This is a genomic window from Methylibium sp. T29, assembly GCF_000576205.1.
GTDB classification, from domain to species: Bacteria; Pseudomonadota; Gammaproteobacteria; order Burkholderiales; family Burkholderiaceae_C; genus Methylibium; species Methylibium petroleiphilum.
Window position 1 is genome coordinate 1 of sequence record NZ_AZND01000025.1, and the last position, 20,535, is coordinate 20,535.

At 63.2% G+C, this 20,535-nt stretch carries 16 protein-coding genes and 2 pseudogenes; 4 read left to right on the forward strand and 14 right to left on the reverse strand.

Going from position 1 to position 20,535, the window contains the following annotated elements; genetic code table 11:
• Positions 1–432 precede the first annotated feature (432 nt).
• From x551_RS25765 to x551_RS25770, 3 genes are all read left to right on the forward strand, one after another.
• The gene (locus x551_RS25765) at positions 433–2,073 is read left to right on the forward strand and encodes a heparin lyase I family protein (RefSeq protein WP_161727975.1); all 1,641 of its coding nucleotides are present in this window, start codon (positions 433–435) and stop codon (positions 2,071–2,073) included.
• Positions 2,074–2,394: 321 nt separating this feature from the next.
• Positions 2,395–3,252, forward strand: coding sequence for an acyltransferase (locus tag x551_RS05700; protein WP_036231671.1), 858 nt, complete (start codon positions 2,395–2,397; stop codon positions 3,250–3,252).
• On the forward strand, positions 3,234–3,434 hold the full coding sequence (locus x551_RS25770; protein ID WP_036231670.1) for a hypothetical protein: 201 nt from the start codon (positions 3,234–3,236) through the stop codon (positions 3,432–3,434). The genes x551_RS05700 and x551_RS25770 overlap by 19 nt, the downstream gene beginning before the upstream one ends.
• Positions 3,435–3,500: 66 nt before the next feature.
• On the opposite strand, the gene x551_RS05710 is transcribed toward x551_RS25770, so the two are convergent.
• The 14 genes and pseudogenes from x551_RS05710 to x551_RS05760 form a co-directional block, all read right to left on the reverse strand.
• The gene (locus x551_RS05710; RefSeq protein WP_051495670.1) at positions 3,501–4,526 is read right to left on the reverse strand and encodes a glycosyltransferase; all 1,026 of its coding nucleotides are present in this window, start codon (positions 4,524–4,526) and stop codon (positions 3,501–3,503) included.
• 129 nt (positions 4,527–4,655) lie between these two features.
• The gene (locus x551_RS05715; protein WP_081771229.1) at positions 4,656–5,888 is read right to left on the reverse strand and encodes a glycosyltransferase; all 1,233 of its coding nucleotides are present in this window, start codon (positions 5,886–5,888) and stop codon (positions 4,656–4,658) included.
• 72 nt (positions 5,889–5,960) lie between these two features.
• Positions 5,961–6,659, reverse strand: coding sequence for a glycosyltransferase family 4 protein (locus x551_RS24100; protein ID WP_081771230.1), 699 nt, complete (start codon positions 6,657–6,659; stop codon positions 5,961–5,963).
• 65 nt (positions 6,660–6,724) lie between these two features.
• Complete coding sequence (locus x551_RS23340) at positions 6,725–7,108, reverse strand: hypothetical protein (RefSeq protein ID WP_051495668.1); 384 nt, start codon at positions 7,106–7,108, stop codon at positions 6,725–6,727.
• On the reverse strand, positions 7,109–8,602 hold the full coding sequence (locus tag x551_RS05725; protein ID WP_036231668.1) for a hypothetical protein: 1,494 nt from the start codon (positions 8,600–8,602) through the stop codon (positions 7,109–7,111).
• Between the two features lie 55 nt (positions 8,603–8,657).
• On the reverse strand, positions 8,658–10,007 hold the full coding sequence (locus x551_RS05730) for a hypothetical protein (protein ID WP_036231667.1): 1,350 nt from the start codon (positions 10,005–10,007) through the stop codon (positions 8,658–8,660).
• A complete protein-coding gene (locus x551_RS25775; protein WP_155935803.1) occupies positions 10,007–10,153 on the reverse strand; it encodes a hypothetical protein in 147 nt (48 codons plus the stop codon). The genes x551_RS05730 and x551_RS25775 overlap by 1 nt, the downstream gene beginning before the upstream one ends.
• 27 nt (positions 10,154–10,180) lie before the next feature.
• Positions 10,181–11,050, reverse strand: a complete 870-nt coding sequence (locus tag x551_RS05735; protein WP_231497604.1) for a polysaccharide biosynthesis tyrosine autokinase — start codon at positions 11,048–11,050, stop codon at positions 10,181–10,183.
• Between the two features lie 55 nt (positions 11,051–11,105).
• Positions 11,106–12,539 (reverse strand): chain length determinant protein EpsF, encoded by a 1,434-nt coding sequence (epsF, locus tag x551_RS05740; RefSeq protein ID WP_036231665.1) that lies wholly within the window; start codon positions 12,537–12,539, stop codon positions 11,106–11,108.
• A gap of 10 nt (positions 12,540–12,549) precedes the next feature.
• Complete coding sequence (gene epsE, locus x551_RS05745; protein ID WP_152543427.1) at positions 12,550–13,317, reverse strand: polysaccharide export protein EpsE; 768 nt, start codon at positions 13,315–13,317, stop codon at positions 12,550–12,552.
• Positions 13,318–13,779: 462 nt separating this feature from the next.
• Positions 13,780–14,511, reverse strand: coding sequence for a bifunctional demethylmenaquinone methyltransferase/2-methoxy-6-polyprenyl-1,4-benzoquinol methylase UbiE (ubiE, locus tag x551_RS05750; RefSeq protein ID WP_036247811.1), 732 nt, complete (start codon positions 14,509–14,511; stop codon positions 13,780–13,782).
• A gap of 10 nt (positions 14,512–14,521) precedes the next feature.
• A pseudogene (locus x551_RS24105) lies at positions 14,522–14,937 on the reverse strand (DUF971 domain-containing protein).
• A gap of 34 nt (positions 14,938–14,971) precedes the next feature.
• Positions 14,972–15,415 carry an HIT family protein gene (locus x551_RS05755; RefSeq protein WP_036231663.1) on the reverse strand — a complete coding sequence of 148 codons (444 nt, stop codon included), beginning with the start codon at positions 15,413–15,415 and terminating at the stop codon, positions 14,972–14,974.
• Positions 15,412–19,336: pseudogene (locus tag x551_RS05760) on the reverse strand (FAD/FMN-binding oxidoreductase). The gene x551_RS05755 and the pseudogene x551_RS05760 overlap by 4 nt, the downstream one beginning before the upstream one ends.
• A 107-nt stretch (positions 19,337–19,443) precedes the next feature.
• On the opposite strand from x551_RS05760, the gene ugpQ reads away from it, so the two are divergent.
• Positions 19,444–20,511 (forward strand): glycerophosphodiester phosphodiesterase, encoded by a 1,068-nt coding sequence (gene ugpQ, locus x551_RS05765; protein ID WP_343252114.1) that lies wholly within the window; start codon positions 19,444–19,446, stop codon positions 20,509–20,511.
• The last annotated feature ends 24 nt before the right edge of the window (positions 20,512–20,535 follow it).

A 20,535-nucleotide genomic window follows, 5' to 3' on the forward strand; every position in this document is an offset into this window, starting at 1 on the left:
TTAGCTGCGGCCTCACCCAAGAGCACCCGGGTCCGCTCCCGACATCTCCAGAGGCCGCGTGTCAGCGCGCTGAGGGGGCAGAACGCCTTTCACGCAGGCTCGACTCTCTGCAAGAAACGTAACAGGACGTCGTGGGACCTGCTGGCGGACGCACCCGCGACGGCTTTGCGCACCCCCTAAAACCGAAGAGGCGGCCCCCACGCAGAGGCTAGCTCGCAATCGCCTTGTTACGCCGTCACCAGCCTGTTACATGACGCCGCCCGCCCATCCCTAGCATCCGCCCCATCGGTTCACGAACACCGACTGACGTGTGACGGAATAAACCCCGGACACACATCGAGTCAAAAGATTGGCAAATAGATAATTCGAATTCTCAAGTATTGCGCCCGTCCCGCGACATTGTTTTCAAAGATATATCCAGGAGTTTTATTCATGCAGCAATTTGACGGGACACGTCTGAGTATCATTGCGCAATTGATTGCTACCGCGTTTGCAGTGTCCGCTTGCGGCGGCGGCGGCGGCGGTAGCGACTCAGCCGTCGACAGCGGCGCCAGCACCTCCGGAAACCCGGTCACGGTTCCGAGCGACTCGACAGACACCCAGGCGGACAACGGCGGCTCGACTTCGACGGCGGGCGGCGGATCCGCCTCGACCCCCACCAAGACGACGATTGCCGCCGCGGCTCCCGTTGCACCGAGCGGCGTCTACAGCTTCCTGGCGTACGAAAAATACGCGTTCACGGTCAGTGGCACGCAACTCGTCCGTTACGGATCCGGTAGCACTTGGATTGCGAAGACCGTCACCAATGGCGGGCAATGCACCAACCAGTACTTCGGGGTCGACCCCGCACCTGCCACGTACAAGCGTTGCGAAGTGCTGGTCACCACGACCGCTGCGGCGCCTGTCGGGACCTATACGCATCTCGCCTACGAGAAGTACCCGTTCTCAGTCACTGGGACGCAGATCGTTCGCTACGGCTCCGGCTCGACCTGGATTTCACGCTCCGTGACCGGCAGCGGACAGTGCACGAATCAGTTCTTCGGCAAGGATCCGCTGCCTGCCGTGTACAAGCGTTGCGAACTGCTGGTTCAAGCCTCATCGGCTCCTGCGCCCAGCCCTGCGCCCGCACCCGCGCCCGCGCCCGTCGCCGCAGCACCGGCGCCGGCCGTGACCGCCCCAGCGCCGGCACCCGCGCCGACTCCGGCACCCGCACCCTCGACCTCCACGACAACGACCGTCGCCCCCGGAGACGTCTTCGCCGAACTCAACGCGAACAATGCGTTCGCTTCAGACAGTGACGGCGCCGGCCTTGAATGCGATGGCAGGAATGCGTCGGTTCGCAGCCTCTCCGAGGCAGGCTTCAGCGGCTCCTATCTCAGCGACGTGCTCAGTTCGACCCGCTTCGGTAAGGCCACTGATCCCGAGAACGCCGGCCGCAAGACCTTGATGGTCCGTCCCAATGTCAATGACGGTCTGACGGCCGGGGCACCGCGTTGCGAGGTCAGTTGGTGGACTACGCAACCTGGCGCTCTCAAGACAAAGACCGATATCTGGTATGCGTTCGGACTCTACCTGCCGAACTGGGAGACGACACCTGAAGAAGGCATCATTTCTCAGTGGCATCAAGCGGGCAATACGGTCAACCCCTTCATGGCCATCATGATCGCCGGCGACAGGATCAAGTTCCACACGGGCTGGAACTCGAACACGAATCCGACGCAGTCGGGGAACTCGACTCGAAGCTACTACAGCAACGGCTTGCCGATCAACAAGTGGACTTACTTCGTGATCAAGGCCAAGATCTCGCCCTTCACCAGCGATGCGCCGTACTTCAAAGTGTGGCGCGACGGCACGCAAATCATCGACTACTCGGGGCCCCTGAGTTACAACTCGCCGACCAACCCACCCTGGGCGAAGTTCGGTCTCTATCCCTGGGGTTACAACACGAGCAGCAATCGCTGGTCGCCCGAGGTCCCCACCAAGACCCTGTTGTTCAGGACGCCGACCTTCGTGCATGACCCGAACGGCAAGTACAAGGAGGCCGACATCCGTGCCTACGTGAAGGCCCGGTGAAGCAAAATTCCGACGGAGGCTTGTCAGACCCGCCTGCCCCGCTGACCTGCACACGATAAGCAAAGCACTGCGCTGCCCAGTTTGCCGAGACTTCGATCCATCGAAGTTCCGGCACGACTGGCAGCGCAGTGGCACGTGAGAAGAGCAACAATAAAGCGTACGTCATGGCGCTACACAATCCGACCGTAGCGTCACACCCGATATAGTTCGTGCATCAATAGAGCCCTTGACTCGAGGCCACGTTCAGGTTCCACAGCGCCCAGCGTGATACAACCTGCCGATGCGTTTTCAACAATAACGTTCTCTTTCTAGGGAGGTCGGATGCTTCAGGTACTACAGGCCGGTCGAGCGCTTGCGGCCATTAGCGTTGCGGCATTTCACCTGTCCATATTTATGGGCTTAGATCGTTATGGCGGTAACGCTGTTTTTAGGGAATTCACGAGCCAGGGCAACCGCGGAGTCGATTTCTTCTTCGTGCTATCGGGCTTCATCATCCTGTTCGCGCATGTGAACGACATCGACAAACCAGCAGCATGGAAAGAGTACGCGTATCGACGCTTCGTCCGGCTTTATCCCATCTATTGGGTCTACACCGGCGTGTTCGTTCTGCTGCTGTCATTCGGTCTGGGAACAGATGCAAAGTACCCCTCTAATATTGGGGACTGGCTGACGTCGCTGACGTTGATCCGATTCACCGACGGCGCACCGCCCTTGCTGGTCGCCTGGACCCTGTTCCACGAAATCGCGTTCTACGCCGCGTTCTCGATTCTGATCCTGAGCAAGCGAATTGGCATCATCGTACTTTCACTCGCAGCACTCGTATGTCTTGTGCTTTTTGATTATCCTGAAACGAATGATCGAAATGCCTTCAACGTTTACACCGCCGCATACAACCTGTATTTCCTGTTTGGCATGGGTGCGTACTGGATGTACAGGCGGGGCGGCCACGGTATCGTCGAATTCGTGGTGGGCCTTTGCCTAGCAGCGGTGGCACTGACGATCGCGATGCCGGTTGGTCTATCGTCGATCGTGGTTGTTGCGGGGCTTGCGCTCGTCGTAGCGGGCGCCACGAAGCTGGAGATGGCGGGATACATCAAAGTACCGGTTTTCTCACCTTTATCGGCAATGCCTCCTACAGCCTCTATCTGGTGCACGAGTCTGTGGAGGGGCTGCTGTTGAAGATCGCGAGGAAGACACACTTCTATGAAGTGGCCGGCCCGGAGGTGACATACGTGGTGGTACTTGCAGGAACGGTGGCGCTTGGGTGCCTGGCCTACGTCTTGGTCGAGAAGCCGTTGCTCTCAGAGCTTCAGCGACGGCACAAGAAGAAGCGGGTCGTGGCAGCCGCGACTGCATCCTAAAGATTTCGTTGAGGAATCTAACGCTTACGGCGTACAACGGATTCGCCATCGAATACTGTCGCCTTGTTATGTTCGTGAGAGCTTCTCGTAGATCGCCTCAATTTTCGGCAGCACGACGTCCTTGCTGAACTCGGTCTCGACGCGCCTTCGCGCAGCTCGGCCCATGAAAGGCAGCAGATGTCGATCCGCTGCCAGGTACAGGATCGCACCGAGGATGCTTTCGACATCTCCAGGCTCGACCAGTAGACCTTCCACCCCCGAATCGATCATCTCGGGAATGCCGCCAACGCGCGTTGCCACGACCGGGATCGACCAGCTCATGGCCTCGAGGATGCTGACGGGCATGCCTTCGTTGCGTGACGGCAGGATATAGACATCCGCAGCTCGCAAAAGCTCCAACTTTCGTTCACCATCAACCCAACCGATGACGGACACCGCATTGGCAACATCGAGATCCGCCGCCATGCGCCTGGCCTTGTCCACCTCCCCATGTCCTGCAATGGTGAGTCGAACGTCGTAACCGGCACTTCGCGCGCGGGCGACGGCCGGGATCAGTTCGAAAACACCTTTGTTCGATCCCACGAACCCCAGGAAGAGCAAATTGAGCGCTTGCTCCGCAAGCTGCGGTATCGGGTCAACCGGCTCCATTGTCGGCAGCACCACGTAATTCGGAACGATGACAACTTCTGCCGTCGGCGCAATCCGCAAGACGAACGCGCGCCACACTTCTGACAAGACGACCACACAGGAGAACCTCGACAGCACCCAACCGGCAATCCGTTGTCCGACGAGCGGCAAACGATCGATATGCCCGCTGATATGGCCACTGTGCAGGTGGAAGATGACTGCATGACCAAACAGGCGGGCGATCAACCCGAAGATCGACTTTCTCCAGAAGCTGCCACCGGCCGCGGCGTGAATGTGCGTGAACAAGACCTGTCCGGACAAGTTGAGAGAGAGGAATCTCGTCATGGCCCGCACAATGGCGCCCAGCCGCCGCACCATCGAGCCTTCCACGTGAGTCGCGATCAGCAGCACGTTCCAGCGCTCGAACAGGCCGTCCCGTGCGTAGGCTTCCACGACGGCACGCATACCTCCTCGTGCTGCAGTGCACAGCATCAGGACTCTCTTGTTCTTAGGCGTCGCAGTCATGAGGACTCAATCGCGAGCGCTGCATCGCATGGGCATGCGACGGTCTCCTCGGGGTGTTCTTATTGCTTCTTACGCAGCCAACGAGCGTTCCGATTCACTGCGCAACAAGCTCTTGTACCGATCGTACACGCGTGCACCGATGGCGCGGTAAGAGCGGTTCTCGAGGACGTAAGCCGGACCTCGGGTCGCATTTCGGAGCGTCTCGTCGGCGTCCCTCCACATCGAAATGATGGCCATGGCGAAGGCCGATTCATCCCAGGCGACGCATTTTCCAGTACCGCTGTCCTCGATCAAAAGACTCTGCTCGGGGTGCTCATTTGCCAGCACCGGCATGCCCAATGCCATGTACTCGACAAGCTTGGTCGGTGACGTCGAATTGAGAATGAACATGGGGAAGAACGGCGACACGCAGACGAACGACTCTCTCAGCTTGTCCCACGCCGCCGCTCTGGGCAGAAACCCGGTGATCGTGATCGCCTCGCTGACACCCAGACGATCTGCTTCGTCGAAGATCAGTGAGCGCTCCTCTCGGGACTCCGCGGCACCAACCAGCAACAATCCCGCGTCGGGAACGACCTTGCGGACTTCGGCGATCACTCGCACCATGAAGTCGAGACGCCGCCCAGTGGTCAACGTGCCCAGATATGACACGACCAGCCGTTCGGGTCGGGGGCGCAAAGACGAGTACTTGTCGATGTCTTCCGCTTTGATCTGAACCCCCATCGGGACGCTCGTCATCTTCGATGGCGCGATGCCATAGTGCGCAACGTCTCGCTTCATCTGTTCGCTTTGAACGAACACGTGGTCGACAAGTCGCAAGCCGGTTCTGTACAGCAGCCATACGCCGAGCCAGCCACGAAACTGCAGAACACGCTTCTTCAGCCCCCGACTTCTACTCGCTTCTTCCATGCTCGATTCCGGAAACGGAAAAGACAGCCAGTAGCTCTTGATCGACGTTCCGAACAGCGATGCCAGCTTGACCAGCCAGGCTCCGCCGATCTCGTCTCGGCACTGAATGATGTCCCAGGAGCGGCGCCACGCGAGCGACAGGAATGTGGCGTAACCCATGACAAGGTAGACGCAGTTGATCAGCTTGCCCACCAGTCCCCCGCGAGCGTAGAAAGGCGTGACCACCACAGCGCAGCGGGCCATCCGTCGCACCGTCGTGGTCTGTGCGTGGCGCTCGCTGCGCATGACTGCGACGCACCGAACTCCATGCCGAGGCAACTCGGTGCCGAACAACTCCGTCACATCAGGGCGGAATGAAGGAAAGCGTTCTCGAACCAGATACAGAATATTCATCAGTACGCAGGCTCTAGTGAATGAACAAAAGATCGGCCATGGCGCGAGAACGGGGTGTGTCGCCGCGCCGAATCAGCCTGGACAGGCCTCTTGTACGAGTTCGAGGAACCGCGGTTCGATGCCGGTCCATTTGAACTTCCCACTGCTCAGCACAGCTCGTTCGGATGCTGTCGAAAGATCGGATCGTCGAGCCCAGATGGTCTCCAGGCACTGCGCGAACGACGCGGGATCGTAGTCGAACACGAAGCCGTTGACGCCGTCTTCGATGTAGTCGGTGTGTGTTCTGATTCTGCTGGCCAGAACCGGCAAGCCGGCGACCAGATACTCGAACAGCTTGGTCGGCGGGTTGAATCGCCACCACAACCTGTCTTCCCAAATGCAGATACCAAGATCGGCACGCCTCAGATAGCGGGGAATCTCGGTACCAGGTACACGCCCGACTACCGTGAGCATCTCGTCGCTCAGTCCCAATTCTCTGGCTCGGTTCGCACAGTAGCGCTGTTGATCTTCGTCGGCACCAACCAGGGTGAGTTGACAGGGGATCCCGGCTCGGCAAGCGAGCGCGAGCCCTTCCAGCATCACATCGCGCCCTCGCTCTCGCGCGACAGTCCCGGTGTAGACGAGTTGCAGGCGTGCACCCGTTCCTCGGTCTCCTCGTTCGGCCCCTTGCCCCGAGAACTCGCCGGAGACGCCCATGTAGACCAGTTCGAGGCGCGCGCGCGGGACACCATGTTGCAAGAGGTCCTCGTGATGGGCCTCCCCGATCGGCATGACCAGGCGGCAGCGGCCTGCCGCCAGATAACTGGCTCTCACGAGTCCCGACCCCAGCAGCCGCCTCAGAAACTGCGTCTTCGGTTGCCCCCCGAAAAATGACTCGGGTGCTCATTCCAGTACAGCACGACTGGCACACGAGCGATCAACCAGGACGCCAGCGCCAACTGGGAGCCGAGCAGGAAGACCAGATCGGGCTGCTCACTCTTCACGAAATGGGCGAGACGACGGATGTAGCCGAACAACGGCCGTTTCCCGGTCCGTGCCGTCGGCAAGACCTTGACGGTCAGGAGTTCGCAGGCGAATTGCTTTTCGAACGACGCATCCCTCAAGACGAGCGTCACGTCGTAGTGTCTTGCCAACGCTTCTATTCGGTACTTGAAATCAAGGAAGCCTGGCTGGTTGTCGTAGAACCAGGTACCGATCACGATCCGGGGACGACCACTCATCTATGCGCCTTTCGCCAGCACGGATGTCGCCAGCAACTCCTTGAGCACGACCAGATCCTCCCGACGCAGCGTACGCAAGAGGACCACGCCAGCCGCACATGCGAGGAAGGCCCCGCATGCGACCGCGATGCTCGCCACGACTGTTGCATCGCGGACGAGAATTCTGCCGATCACCACCAGCGCAATCGCCACAACAGCGACTCGCAGGTCCTTGCCCCAGTCCCACGTCCCGACGGTTGCCTTGCTGGGGCTCCATCGAAGAGCGCACCATAACGCTGGCGAAACCAGCATAGCGACCACAGCGACCCCGATTCCACCGGCATGCTTGGCGGCGAACCACATGATGGGAAACAGGAACACAGAGATCAATGCGAACCGACGCAACAACAGCGGCATCTCGTGGGCGATGCTGCTCGAGATCCACAGGACGGAACTGATGGTGCTGGCAGCCAAGCCGACCAAGATCAAGGCCGCCAACAAGCCGGCGTCGTTGTACTTTCCACCGGTGACGATCGAAATGATCGGGTCGCCCGCGATCCCGAAGACGACCGCCAAACCGATGATGGGATAGGCGCTGACCCGGCGCAGCAGGTCCAACTGGCCGATGATCGCCGTCAGGCTCTCGCCCTCGGCGAACCGCCGGACCATCACCGGCTCGACCGCCGTCTGCAGAATCTGCATCGGAAGGTACTGCTTCAGGCGGTCCGCGAGCGTCTGCAGGAAGCCGAATGCGGCGATCACCGCGGCACCCGAATGGAAGCCCACGATGACGCGCAGCATGCTGCCCTGCCACGGCAGACCGAGAATGTAGGAGCCGTAGTTGGACAGCGCCATCTTGCCGAGCGAGCGCCAGGTCGGCCAACTCGCGCAGTCTCCGTTCGCCTCGGCGATCCGCATCCGCCGAAGCACCGGCATCACGACCGCAAACGCGACAACGATCAATTGGAGGAACTCGACGCCCACCAGGATCAGGAGCACCCAGACGAGCTTGAGCACACCGACCAGCAACGAGATCGAGCACAGCACGGCAAGCCGGACGACGATGCCTGCGAGCACGATCGCCGCCTGCAACTGGAACTTCATCAGGCTGCTTGCAGCGTGCCCGACGACTTCCGAAAGTCCGACGACGATCGCCAGTGCGCAACCTAGCGAGATCGGAACCCATATTGCTTCCTGCGCCTGCAACGGCACAAGAGCCGTCAATATGGCGAGGACAACGATGGGCGCGAGTAACAGCCGCGGTGCGAAGGCGATGCCGATCAGCTTGCTGGCAAAGACTGCGTCATTGCGCAGATAGGCTTCTGGCAGGAATCGATACAGAACGCGATCCATCCCGAAACCGGACACGATGCCCGCGATCGAGATCGCCGAAACTGCGATCAGATACTGCGCGAACTCCTCGACGGACATCCATCGCACCAGGATCAATGGAATGGCAATTCCAGACAGCCCGGTGACGACCCTGATGACAGCGAAACCTTTGAGTGAAGCCATCAGATGACGAAAATTCCATCAGGGCGGCCCATCGGGCCGATGCGGAATCGAAGACTCAATTTCCGGCTCTGAGGCGCGATCGGGTCGCACACACATAGCCAACGGCAATTGCCAACAGAAGTTGAGTGGAAGGATCCTCGAGTAGCGAGGTATTGTAGAAAAGCAGCGTCAAGGCAATCAGAAAATAGACAGACAGCGCGTCGAGACGTGCCGCTTCGATGGGTGGGAGATCCGGATGCCGCGCTGCCTTGATGCTCGCGAGCAAGCCGAAGATCACGATCCCGACAAATGCGAAAAGTCCGATCAGCCCGGCGTCCCACAGCAACATCGCGATGCCCGTCGCCGCGATCTTGAACGGCACGAACCGAACGGCCACCTCCCCCAGCCCCCCCGTCGTCGATACCCGTGAAGATCCGACTCCATAGCCGGCAAGGCGACGTGGAGTGTCCGTGTAGGTGTCGTTGACCCAGAAGCCGATCGAAGCACCGCGACTGACCTCACCCGTCTGCGGATCGACGTTGTAGGGGTCGAAGAAATAGGCCATGCGCTCGACCATGTCACCGGATGCCCGGTCCGGTGCCTTCGACCAATACATTGCGCTGTAAGCGACGAACATCCCCATCATCACGACCGAGACGACCGCGACCGTCGCAAACAGGGCCACGGCACTGCTGAAAATCCGCTTGCGCAGCACGAAGATGACGGCCATTGGAATCCAGAGGAACGCTGCCTTCACTTCTCCGGCAAAGATGATGACCAGTCCGACTCCTCCATAGAGGAGCAGTCTGGAGAAATTCTTCGAACCGCGAGCGAACCGGGCCAGCTCGTACGACATCACGAGCAACGCAAAGAGCACCAGCGTCGAGTTCGCACCGCCGCCCTCGATGATCCCACCGAAGCTCCCTACGACGGCATCGAACGCCGTCGTGACATCTGGGCGGGCCGGGACGATGACGAAGTGCTGGTAGAGCACCAACGGCACTTGGATGAAGAACACGATCGCCAGCAAACGCCAGAGCAGGTCGCGAAAATCGCTCGACCCGCCGCAGCGCAGCATGATGAGCGCGGCAACCCAGATCGGCAGCGCATTCTTCAACCCGACGACGACCTGCGAAATCGGTGGCGTGTTGATCGTGATCGCGAAGAGGATCGTGATCATGTACAGCACCACGCACACCATCGCCGGCTCACGGAGAGCGGCAGCCCAGGAATCGGCACCGCCGAGGCGGAACCTGTCGTCGTGCTGCCGGATCCGCAGCGAGACGCGAACCAGCGCCAATGCGCACAGCAGGTAAGGCAACCAGGCGATCGGCTGGAAGCGCAGAAAGTACGATGCCGTGCCCTGGATGATGAAGGTCACGACCACGATCAGGCTGAAGAACGCCGGCAGCGGAAGGAGCATCATCAATGCCCCCCGATCAATCCCGCCAGCATCAGCTGGGAAATCAAGGTTCCCTTGGCTGCCAGCACGCCACTCGCGATCGCCAGCACGAGCAGCGATGCACCCAGCACGAGCGCGAGCGACTTGCCCAATCTGCCGGAGGAGCCCATGGCAATCAACTGAACGGGGCCCTTCGATCAGTAGTCGTTGACGACCACACCCGCAATCTTGGCGCCACCCTCTTTCAGCACCTCGACCAGTTCTTCCAGATAGTCCATCTTCGATTCGTTCTTCCGTGCCACCACCAGCGCCGCACCACACTTCGAAGCGATGACCGCACCATCGGAGCCGTACACCGCTGCCGGCGTGTCGACGAGCACGTGGTCGAACTTGCTGGTCAGCTCCCGCATGAGCAACGCAAACGCAGGCCGCTCGATCAGTTCGAGCGGATTGGGCGGCGTGACTCCGACCGTCATGACGAAGAGACTCGGGATCGTCATGACCTGCTGAATCACCTGGGGCTCGGCACGCCCCGCCAAGACGCCGGACAAGCCGACGGCGTTCTGTAAACCGAACACCGAGTGCAGCCGAGGGTTGCGCAGGTCTGCATCGACCAGCAGCGTCCGCCCGCCGAGTTGGGCAAGCATGACCGCCAGGTTGGACGCAAAGAAAGTCTTTCCATCGCCGTGTTCCGGGCTCACCACTGCCAGCGAGAGCCGCGGCTGATCACCCGAGAACAGCCGCATCATCAACTGACTGCGAATCCCGCGGAACGACTCCGCTTGGTAGGAGAACGGCTGATGAAGAGCGACGAGTTCGGAGCTGACGTTCCGCTGCTCCTCGGGAGCGTAGGGATAGTGAAACTGCTGCGACAAGGCAAACAACACATCGTCAGAGCTGGCCAGCCCCAGTGCGACTGCGGCATCGCCGAACCGGCCGCCATGCTCGCGCTGGTAGCTCAGGACACGCTCGACTTCGTCGGCAGACAGATTGCGCAGCTCACGAATGATGTCGCCAATCAACCTGTCGTGGATGGGCGGCCCCTTCGATTCGACGATCGTGGGCATCGTCGAGGCAGACGCGCCGTGCTCGTGGCGCCTCGAGTCTTGAAACTTCGCCATGTCAGTTGCTACCCGCAGAATTCAGTGCTTTGACGTTCCGCGCGCTGGACAACAGCGGCATGCGGCTTCTGCCATGGTCGAGCGCTCGACGATTCGGGGCCGGCAAGACCCCCAGAACCGGGAGTCCGATCATCTCGACGATGTCTTGGTTGATACGGAGCCGACGGTCGGCAGATTCCATGGCCATGGCGGCTCCGACGGCGAGGAAGGATCCGAAGAAGATGGCCAGCGCAATGTTCAGGAGCAACTTCGGCGACGTCGGCTTGGACGGCGGAACAGCCTCCGAAAGTGCCAGGATGTTGCTCTGCGTCGTCTGGCTTTCCAGGCTCGATTGATTGAGACGCCCGACCACGGATTCGTAGGCCTTCTGTGCCGCCTCGACATCTCTTTGCAGCACAGCGCTCTCTTCTCGTTGCGCCTTCAGCTTGATGACGCGACTCCTCTGCAGTTCGAGCGCTGCACGCAATTCCGCTTCGCGTTGACGATTGATGGTGTTGGCAACACCCACCCCACCGGTCACCCGGCGCGTTTCGGCATCGAGTCTCGCCCGCACCTCGCTGATGCTGGCCTTGGCTTCAACCACCTGAGGATGGTTGTCACCCAGCCGCGAATTCAGCTCCTTCAACCGGGCCTCCGCACGCGACAGATCCGACTTCAATCCCCCGATGACCGGATTGGTGAGCACCTCTTGCAGACGGTCGGCGGAGCTGCTGCCGGCCTGCATCGAGCGGCTGCTGGACTCCGCCGACATCGCCTGCACCATCACCAACTGCGACGACAGCTCGCTCAGGCGCGCGTTCTCGATGTCGAATCGCTCGTCGGTCGCCGTGATGCCCTTCTCGCGCTGGAACTCAGACAACTTCGCACGCGAATGATCGAGCGCATCCCGTAACTCTTTCGATCGGGACTCGAAGAATCCCGTGTAGTTCTTTGCCGGGTTCGTCCGCATGTCCAGCGACGTATCGACATAGGACTTCACGAAAGAATTGGCCATGTCTGCCGCCACCTGCGGATCGGTCGCGGCGTAGGACACGTTGATCACGCTGGATTCTCTCGACGGCGTGACTGTCAGATTCTTCTGCAGCGCCTCGACCAGCCACGAATCGATCGAACCCTCGCCACCGGAAGACTCCTGCCATTCGGCCCGCAATTGTGGGTTACTGCTCAATTGCAGCTCTTTGATGACACGCTCGGTCACCTTGCTGCTTTTCAGGATATCGGTTTGAGTGGCCATGTAGGCCACCGGTGGCAGGTATTGATTCATCGCACCGCCGACCGGATCGGGACGGAACTCGACAACCACAGCCGCAGTCGCGACATATTGCTTCGGCAACAGGACGCTGACGACGATCGTCGTCACCAACGTCAAGCCCAAGACCAACATGCAAACTGCCCAGCGCGCGCGCAGCACGCTCAAGAAATGAGCCAGTGTCACGGTTTCCCCTTCAGAAGAGACTTTCTTTCACGTAGACAACGTCGCCATCGCGAAGCGCCTCGTCCATCTGCGGCTGCAATATCTGGACTTTTCCGTCGGCTCCGCGGCGATGCACGCGCAAGCCCTTCTCCGTACCCCGCAAGGTCAGACCGCCGCCGGTAGCCAGCGCCTGCATGACCGTCATGCCGCGCTCGAGCCGGAAGGCACCAGCGCGCTGCACTTCGCCGTAGATATAGACCATCGGCGCGCGATCGATCCAGACGACATCGCCATTCACGATCTGGATATCTCCGTTGGCACGCGCCTGCCCGACCGACCGTGCCAGGTCGATTTCGGCCCGGAACGGTTGTCCGCCGCGCGTTCCAACCACCGTCACCACGTCCGCACCGGAGGGCGCGATACCGCCAGCCACCGCAAGGACATCACTGAGCTTCGAGTCGGCAACCTCCAGTGGATAGCGCCCCGGCTTGTTCACCTGCCCCAAGACCGACACCTGGTTCCCCCGAACTTGCACCACGAGCACAGTCACCTGGGGTTGCTTCACGAAGTTGCCGGTCCGCAAGCCTTCAGCGATGCGGTTCTCGATCTGCGTCACGCTCAATCCACCGGCCTTGACCGAACCCAGCAAAGGATAGGAGATGACGCCGGCCTCCGACACCCGGGTTTCGAGCGTGAGATCAGGATTCTGGTAGACCGTCACACGAATGACGTCGCCGGAGCCGAGAACATACTCGTTCCGAACGGGCTGAGTCGCTCCCTGCGCGTTGGCCACGGGCATCACGCTCAGGGCGCCAAGCGCAACGAGCACGCCAAGGAAACACTGCCGAAACACTCTCATCACTTCAACCCCAATTTCCATTGCCGACCACCTGATTTTCTCTGCCTCAAATCTCGTGGAACCTCGGAGCACCGAGCTGCGAAGGGACACAACACTGCCACGCGATCTTGAAGCGCACCTGCCGCAGAAATCTCGAGGCCGCGCGACGACAAAACCCTCGAAACTCCGCAAAACCCCGGGCCAAATCATGCGCCGGCGCCCTGGCCGAGCACGTTGGAAATTTCCGACCATCGTGTTCATTCAACGAACGCCGGAGCCCCCGTGGAAAAGCTCCAATCGAGTGTACCTGTCGGTCTCGGCGGGCTCTCCACCCAATACCGGGGGCCGCCAGACAGACGACAGGGGCGCTGTGAAATCCTCACGATGCTTACCGGAAAGCGCCGGTCCCGACGATTCGTCGCGTCAACAACGAATCCCGGCATGCAGGGCCACTACCCCGCCCGCCATGTTGTGGACATCGACGTGTCCGAAGCCGGCAGCGCGCATCAGCCCCTTCAGCGCGGCCTGATCAGGGTGCATCCTGATCGACTCGGCCAGGTAGCGGTAGCTGTCCGCGTCGTTCGCGACCCACTTGCCCAAGCGCGGCAGCACCTGGAACGAATACCAGTCGTAGGCCTTCTCCAGCGGCTTGGCCACCTTGGAGAACTCCAGCACCAGCAGGCGCCCGCCCGGCTTGAGCACCCGAGCCATCTCTGCCAGGGCCTGTTCCTTGTGGGTCATGTTGCGCAGGCCGAAGGCCACGCTGACCACGTCGAAGCTGCCACTGGCGAAGGGCAGGTGCTCGGCGTCGCAGATCGCGGTCGGCAGGACCAGGCCCTCGTCGAGCAGGCGGTCGCGGCCGGTGCGCAGCATCGCCTCGTTGATGTCGGTGTGCACGACCATGCCGCGGCTGCCGACGCGACGCGAGAAGGCGCGCGCCAGATCGCCGGTTCCACCGGCGATGTCGAGCACGCGATCACCGTCGCGCACGTTCGCGACGGCCACCGTGTAGGCCTTCCAGGCACGGTGCAGGCCCAGCGACATCAGGTCGTTCATGACGTCGTACTTCGATGCGACCGCATCGAACACACCGCGCACGCGACCGGCCTTTTCTTTCTCGTCGACGTTCTGGAAGCCGAAGTGCGTGCTGCCCATGCCGCAGTCCTCAGTGGTGGTGGCCGCAGGCCGAACCGCCAGCTTCGACCATGGGGGCGTCGCGGTCCACCCCGGCGGCGGCGAGCCGCGCTTCGTAGGCCTGCCAGAGCTGCTCCTGCTGGCGACCCAGGTGGTAGAGGTAGTCCCAAGCGAACAGACCGAGTTGTGCCCGTCCGAGAAGGTGGGCTGGACGGCGTAATTGCCGACCGGTTCCAGTTCCACGATGTCGACATTGCGCTTGCCGGTCTGCAAGACCTCCTGGCCCGGGCCGTGTCCCTGCACCTCGGCCGAAGGCGAATACACGCGCAACAGCTCGAACGGCAGCCGGAACTGCGCGCCGTCGGAGAACGCAATCTCGAGCACCCGGGACTGCTGGTGCACGGTCAGGGCAGTCGGGGTCGGGGTGTCGGGGGTCAGTCCGGCCATTGGAGGATGCTCGTCGTCGGGGAACGCTGCCAGTTTAATGGCCGGCGAGCGGTGTCAGCGCCGCCACCACGCGCGCATCGAGGTCGGCCAGCGGCAGCGACAGGCGCACCTCGGCCATCGGCTCGACGCGACGCTGCGGCGCGCCCCACACCGGTTGTGGGAAATGGCTGTCCCAGTCGAAGCGCGCGATCACGTGCCAGTGCAGGTGTGGGACCACATTGCCCAGGCTGGCAAGGTTGATCTTGGTCGGCCGCAGCGCCTCGCGCAGCACCGTCTCGACCTTCGCGACCGCCTGCATGCACAGGCTGCGCTGCACCGGTGGCAGGTCGGTCCACTCGGCGACGTGAGCGTTCCAGATCACCCGGTAGAACGCTGGGAAGGCGGGATCCTCGGCGCGGATCACGCGCCAGTCGGCGGCACGCAGCACCAGCCGGCCGCCGTCACCGCGGCACAGCTCGCAGTCAGCCTGCCCGGTCACACGAGCACCCGCTCGATGCCACCGGCGTTGGCACGCTCGACATAGCCTGGCAGCCATTCTTCACCCAGGATCCTGCGTGCCATCTCGACCACGATGTAGTCGGCCTCCAGCAAGCCATTGTTCAGGTCGTTGCCGTAGCGGCTCAGGCCCTGCAGGCAACTGGGGCAGGACGTGAGGATCTTCACCGGCCCGTCGGCGCCCACGCCGCCCGAGGCGCGCAGAGCCGCCTCGTCGCGGCGCAGCTCCTCTTCCTTGCGAAAGCGGATCTGCGTGGAGATGTCGGGGCGCGTGACACCGAGCGTGCCGCTCTCGCCGCAACAGCGCTTGCTCTCGCGCACCCGATCGCCCATCAGTGCCTTTACCGTCTTCATCGGCTCCTGCAGCTTCATCGGGCTGTGGCAGGGGTCGTGGTACAGGTAGCCGCCGGCGCCTTCGAGCCGGATGCCCTTCTCCAGCAGGAACTCGTGGATGTCGACGATGCGGCAGCCCGGGAAGATCTTGTCGAACTGGTAGCCCTGCAGCTGGTCGTAGCAGGTGCCGCAGCTCACCACCACGGTCTTGATGTCGAGGTAGTTCAGCGTGTTGGCGACGCGGTGGAACAGCACCCGGTTGTCGGTGATGATCTTCTCAGCCTTGTCGTACTGGCCGCCGCCGCGCTGCGGATAGCCGCAGCACAGGTAGCCGGGCGGCAGCACGGTCTGCACGCCGGCATGCCAGAGCATCGCCTGGGTCGCCAGCCCGACCTGCGAGAACAAGCGCTCGGAGCCGCAGCCAGGGAAGTAGAACACCGCCTCGCTGTCGGCCGTGGTGGCCTGCGGGTCCCGGATGATCGGCACGTAGTCGGCATCCTCGATGTCGAGCAGCGCCCGCGCGGTCTTCTTCGGAAGGCCGCCCGGCATCTTCTTGTTGATGAAGTGGATCACCTGGGCCTTCACCGGCGCCGGGCCCACGGTCGCCGGCGGCGCCGCGGTCTGCTTGCGCGCCAGCCGGCGCAGCAGGTCGTTGGCCAGGCGCTGGGCCTTGAAGCCCACGTCGACCATGGCCGAGCGCATCAGCTTGATCGTGTCGGGGTTCTTCGCGTTCAGGAACAGCATCGCCGCCGCGTTACCGGGGCGGAAGCTCTTCTGCCCCATCTTGCGCAGCAGGTTGCGCATGTTCATCGACACGTCGCCGAAGTCGATCTTCACCGGACACGGCGACAGGCACTTGTGGCAGACCGTGCAGTGGTCGGCCACGTCCTCGAACTCCTGCCAATGCTTGATGCTGATGCCGCGGCGCGTCTGCTCCTCGTACAGGAAGGCCTCGACCAGCAGCGAGGTCGCGAGAATCTTGTTGCGCGGGCTGTAGAGCAGGTTGGCGCGCGGCACATGGGTGGCGCACACCGGCTTGCACTTGCCGCAGCGCAGGCAGTCCTTCACCGAATCGGCGATCGCGCCGATGTCGCTCTGCTGCATGATCAGCGACTCGTGGCCCATCAGCCGAAGCTGGGCGTGTAGGCGTGGCTCAGGTCGGCCGCCAGCACATCGTCGCCCAGGCCTTTCAGGCGTCGCCGCGCAGCAGCTTGCCCTTGTTGAAGCGGCCCTGCGGGTCGACGCGCTGCTTGTAGGCGATGAAGTCGGCGATCTCGGCGTCGCTCAGGAACTCGAGCTTGGTGATGCCGATGCCATGCTCGCCGGAGATCACGCCGTCGAGCCGGCGCGCCAGCGCCATGATGCGGCCCACCGCCTCGTGTGCGGTCTGCAGCATCTCGTAGTTGTCGCTGTTGACCGGGATGTTGGTGTGCACGTTGCCGTCGCCAGCATGCATGTGCAACGCAACCCAGACGCGCCCACGCAGCACCTCCTGGTGGATGCGGCTGCATTCGTCGAGCACCGCGGCGAACGCGTCGCCGCTGAACAGCGCCTGCAGCGGCGCCCTCACCTGCGTCTTCCACGAGGCGCGAAGGCTATGGTCCTGCAACTGCGCGAACAGGCTCGGCCCGCCGTCCGCCGGCCGCACGTCCAGCCCCTGCAGCCAGCCCTGCCACAGCGCACGCACCTCGCGCAGCAGCGTCAAAGCCTGCTGCACGCGGTCTTCCAGCAGCTCGGCGCTCGGGATGTCGCTGGCATCGTCGTTCCTGCCGAGCGGGAGTTCGCCGCGCTCGAAGTAGGTCTCCAGCGCGTCCAGCAGCTGCAGCTTGTTGCGCATCGACAGCTCGACGTTGATGCGTTCGATGCCCTCGGTGTACTCGCCCATCCGCGGCAGCGGAATCACCACGTCCTCGTTGATCTTGAAGGCGTTGGTGTGCTTGCTGATCGCCGCGGTGCGCTTGCGGTCGAGCCAGAACTTCTTGCGCGCGTCGGCGCTCACCGCGACGAAGCCTTCGCCGTGGCGCGAATTGGCGATGCGCACCACCTCGCTGGCGGCGCGCGCCACGGCGTCGGCGTCGTCGCCGGCGATGTCACCCACCAGCACCATCTTCGGCAGGCCGCCGCGCTTGCTCTTGGTGGCGTAGCCGACCGCCTTCAGGTAGCGGTCGTCCAGGTGCTCCAGCCCGGCCAGGATCGCGCCGCCCGTACGCTGCTCGGCAAACAGGTAGTCCTTGATCTCGACGATGCTCGGCACCGCGTCCTTCGCATTGCCGAAGAACTCCAGGCACACGGTGCGCGTGTGGGCCGGCATCTTGTGCACGATCCAGCGCGCGCTGGTGATCAGGCCGTCGCAGCCTTCCTTCTGGATGCCCGGCAAACCGGCGAGGAACTTGTCGGTCACGTCCTTGCCCAGGCCTTCTTTGCGGAAGCTCGGGCCGGGCACGTCGAGCCGCTCGGTACGCACCGGCGTCTTGCCGTCGGCCTCGAAGTAGCGCAGCTCGAAGCTCGCCAGCTCGGCATCGTGGATCTTGCCGAGGTTGTGGCTCAGTCGCACCACCTCGAGCCACTGCGCGTCGGGCGTCACCATGCGCCACGACGCCAGGTTGTCGAGCGCGGTACCCCACAGCACGGCCTTCTTGCCGCCGGCATTCATCGCGATGTTGCCGCCGATGCAGCTCGCCTCGGCCGAGGTCGGGTCGACCGCGAACACGTGGCCGGCACGCTCGGCGGCGTCGGCCACGCGCTGGGTCACCACGCCCGCCTCGGTCCACACCGTCGGCACGGGTTGCGCGAGCCCCGGCAGCGAGACCCACTCGACCTCGCTCATCGCCTCGAGCTTCTCGGTGTTGATCACCGCGCTCTTCCAGGTCAGCGGCACGGCTCCACCGGTGTAGCCGGTGCCGCCGCCGCGCGGGATGATGGTCAGGCCCAGCTCGATGCAGCCCTTCACCAGCGCCGCCATCTCGGCCTCGGTGTCCGGCGTCAGCACGACGAACGGGTACTCGACCCGCCAGTCGGTCGCGTCGGTCACGTGCGACACGCGCGACAGGCCGTCGAACTTGATGTTGTCCTTGGCCGTGTGCCGCCCCAGCCGGCGCTGCGTGCGGCGGCGCAGCTCGGCCATCGTGTCGAAGCCTAGCGAGAAGCGATCCACCGCCTCGCGTGCCGCCTTCAGCAGCTCGCCGACGCGGGCATTGCGCTGCGCCGCTTCCACGTCCATCGTGGCCTCGTCCTTGTCGGCGCGGCGCTTGTCGATCTCGCCCAGCCGGTGCTGCAGGGCCTCGACCAGCTGGCGGCGCCGGCGCGGGTTGTCCAGCAGGTCGTCTTGCAGGTAAGGGTTGCGCTGCACCACCCAGATGTCGCCCAGCACCTCGTAGAGCATGCGTGCCGAGCGGCCGGTCACGCGCTCGGCGCGCAGCTGGTGCAGCATCTCCCACGACCGCGGCCCGAGCAGCCGCAGCACGATCTCGCGATCGGAGAACGAGGTGTAGTTGTACGGGATCTCGCGCAGTCGCGCGGCGTGGCCGTCGGCGGCCTGGATCGTGCTGTGGAGGGGAAGCGGTGCGTTCATGGTCACCAGCCGCCAACATCAAGTCGCGTCTGGGCCCGAATGCTATCGCAGTGCAGCACGGCCGACGCCCGTGCGGTCATGACTGCCGGTGCTGGCTACCATGCAGCATGCCGCCTCCTGCGCCCTGGCCCTACCCGTTCTGGATCGCCCACCGCGGCGCCGGCAAGCTGGCGCCGGAGAACACGCTGGCCGCCTTTCGCGCCGGTCAGGCACGCGGCTATCGCATGGCCGAATGCGATGTGACGCTGAGTGCCGACGAACAGCCCTTCCTGCTGCACGACGCGACCCTCGATCGCACGACCGACGGGCACGGCCTGGCGGCCGGACAGTCCTGGGCCACGCTGGCCGACCTGGATGCCGGCGCCTGGCATGGCCCCCGCTTCCGCGGCGAGCGCCTGCCGACGCTGGCATCGCTGGCCGAGCACGCCCGCCACAGCGGCCTGCTGCTGAACCTGGAGCTCAAGCCCGGCCCGGGCCAGGCGGCGCGTACCGGCGCCGTGGTCGCCCGAGTGGCCGCCGGCCTGTGGGCCGGCCTCACGCCGCCGCTGCTGAGCTCCTTCGAGACCGCCTCGCTGGCGGCGGCGCGGGACGCTGTCGAGGCGCTACCGCGCGCCCTGCTGCTGGAGCGTCTGGCGACAGGCTGGCGCGAAGCGGCCTGCGGTCTGGGCTGCATCGCCATCGTGGTCCACCACGGCGCGCTCGACGCCGACGCCATCCGCCAGGCCCATGAGGCCGGCCTGCGCGTGCTGTCCTACACGGTCAATGGCGCGGCGGAGGCCCGGCGCTTGCGTGCGGCCGGCATCGATGGCCTGATCACCGACGCATCGACCGCTTCGCGCCGGACACGCTGGCTGAACACCCGAGGCCCGGGCCGCGTGCAGGCTGGGGATGGTCAACGGCACCCGCCGCGGCAACATCGAGACCGATCCAGGATCCACGAAAGGAACGCACCCCGATGGAAGCCTTCTGCATCTGCTGCACCTCGAAGACGACGCACTCGACGCCGATCTGCTGTGTCGCACCGTGCAGCACCTGGGGGTGCGCGCCGAATGGCAACGCGTGTCGACCGCTGCCGACTATGTGCAGGCGCTGGGCGAGCACCGCTTCGACGCGATCCTCAGCGACAGCGAGGTGCCGGGCCTGGACGGTCTGCAGGCGCTGCAACTGGCCGGTGAACGGCAACCCGGAGCGCCCTTCAT

Excerpts from the sequence above, each read along its gene's own strand:
- x551_RS25765 (WP_161727975.1), top strand. The coding sequence starts at position 433 with ATGCAGCAATTTGACGGGACACGTCTGAGTATCATTGCGCAATTGATT.
- x551_RS05700 (WP_036231671.1), top strand. The coding sequence starts at position 2,395 with ATGCTTCAGGTACTACAGGCCGGTCGAGCGCTTGCGGCCATTAGCGTT.
- x551_RS05710 (WP_051495670.1), bottom strand. The coding sequence starts at position 4,526 with ATGCGTGCCGTCGTGGAAGCCTACGCACGGGACGGCCTGTTCGAGCGC.
- x551_RS05715 (WP_081771229.1), bottom strand. The coding sequence starts at position 5,888 with ATGAATATTCTGTATCTGGTTCGAGAACGCTTTCCTTCATTCCGCCCT.
- x551_RS24100 (WP_081771230.1), bottom strand. The coding sequence starts at position 6,659 with ATGCCGATCGGGGAGGCCCATCACGAGGACCTCTTGCAACATGGTGTC.
- x551_RS23340 (WP_051495668.1), bottom strand. The coding sequence starts at position 7,108 with ATGAGTGGTCGTCCCCGGATCGTGATCGGTACCTGGTTCTACGACAAC.
- x551_RS05725 (WP_036231668.1), bottom strand. The coding sequence starts at position 8,602 with ATGGCTTCACTCAAAGGTTTCGCTGTCATCAGGGTCGTCACCGGGCTG.
- x551_RS05730 (WP_036231667.1), bottom strand. The coding sequence starts at position 10,007 with ATGATGCTCCTTCCGCTGCCGGCGTTCTTCAGCCTGATCGTGGTCGTG.
- x551_RS25775 (WP_155935803.1), bottom strand. The coding sequence starts at position 10,153 with ATGGGCTCCTCCGGCAGATTGGGCAAGTCGCTCGCGCTCGTGCTGGGT.
- x551_RS05735 (WP_231497604.1), bottom strand. The coding sequence starts at position 11,050 with ATGCCCACGATCGTCGAATCGAAGGGGCCGCCCATCCACGACAGGTTG.
- epsE (WP_152543427.1), bottom strand. The coding sequence starts at position 13,317 with ATGCCCGTGGCCAACGCGCAGGGAGCGACTCAGCCCGTTCGGAACGAG.
- ubiE (WP_036247811.1), bottom strand. The coding sequence starts at position 14,511 with ATGGGCAGCACGCACTTCGGCTTCCAGAACGTCGACGAGAAAGAAAAG.
- ugpQ (WP_343252114.1), top strand. The coding sequence starts at position 19,444 with ATGCCGCCTCCTGCGCCCTGGCCCTACCCGTTCTGGATCGCCCACCGC.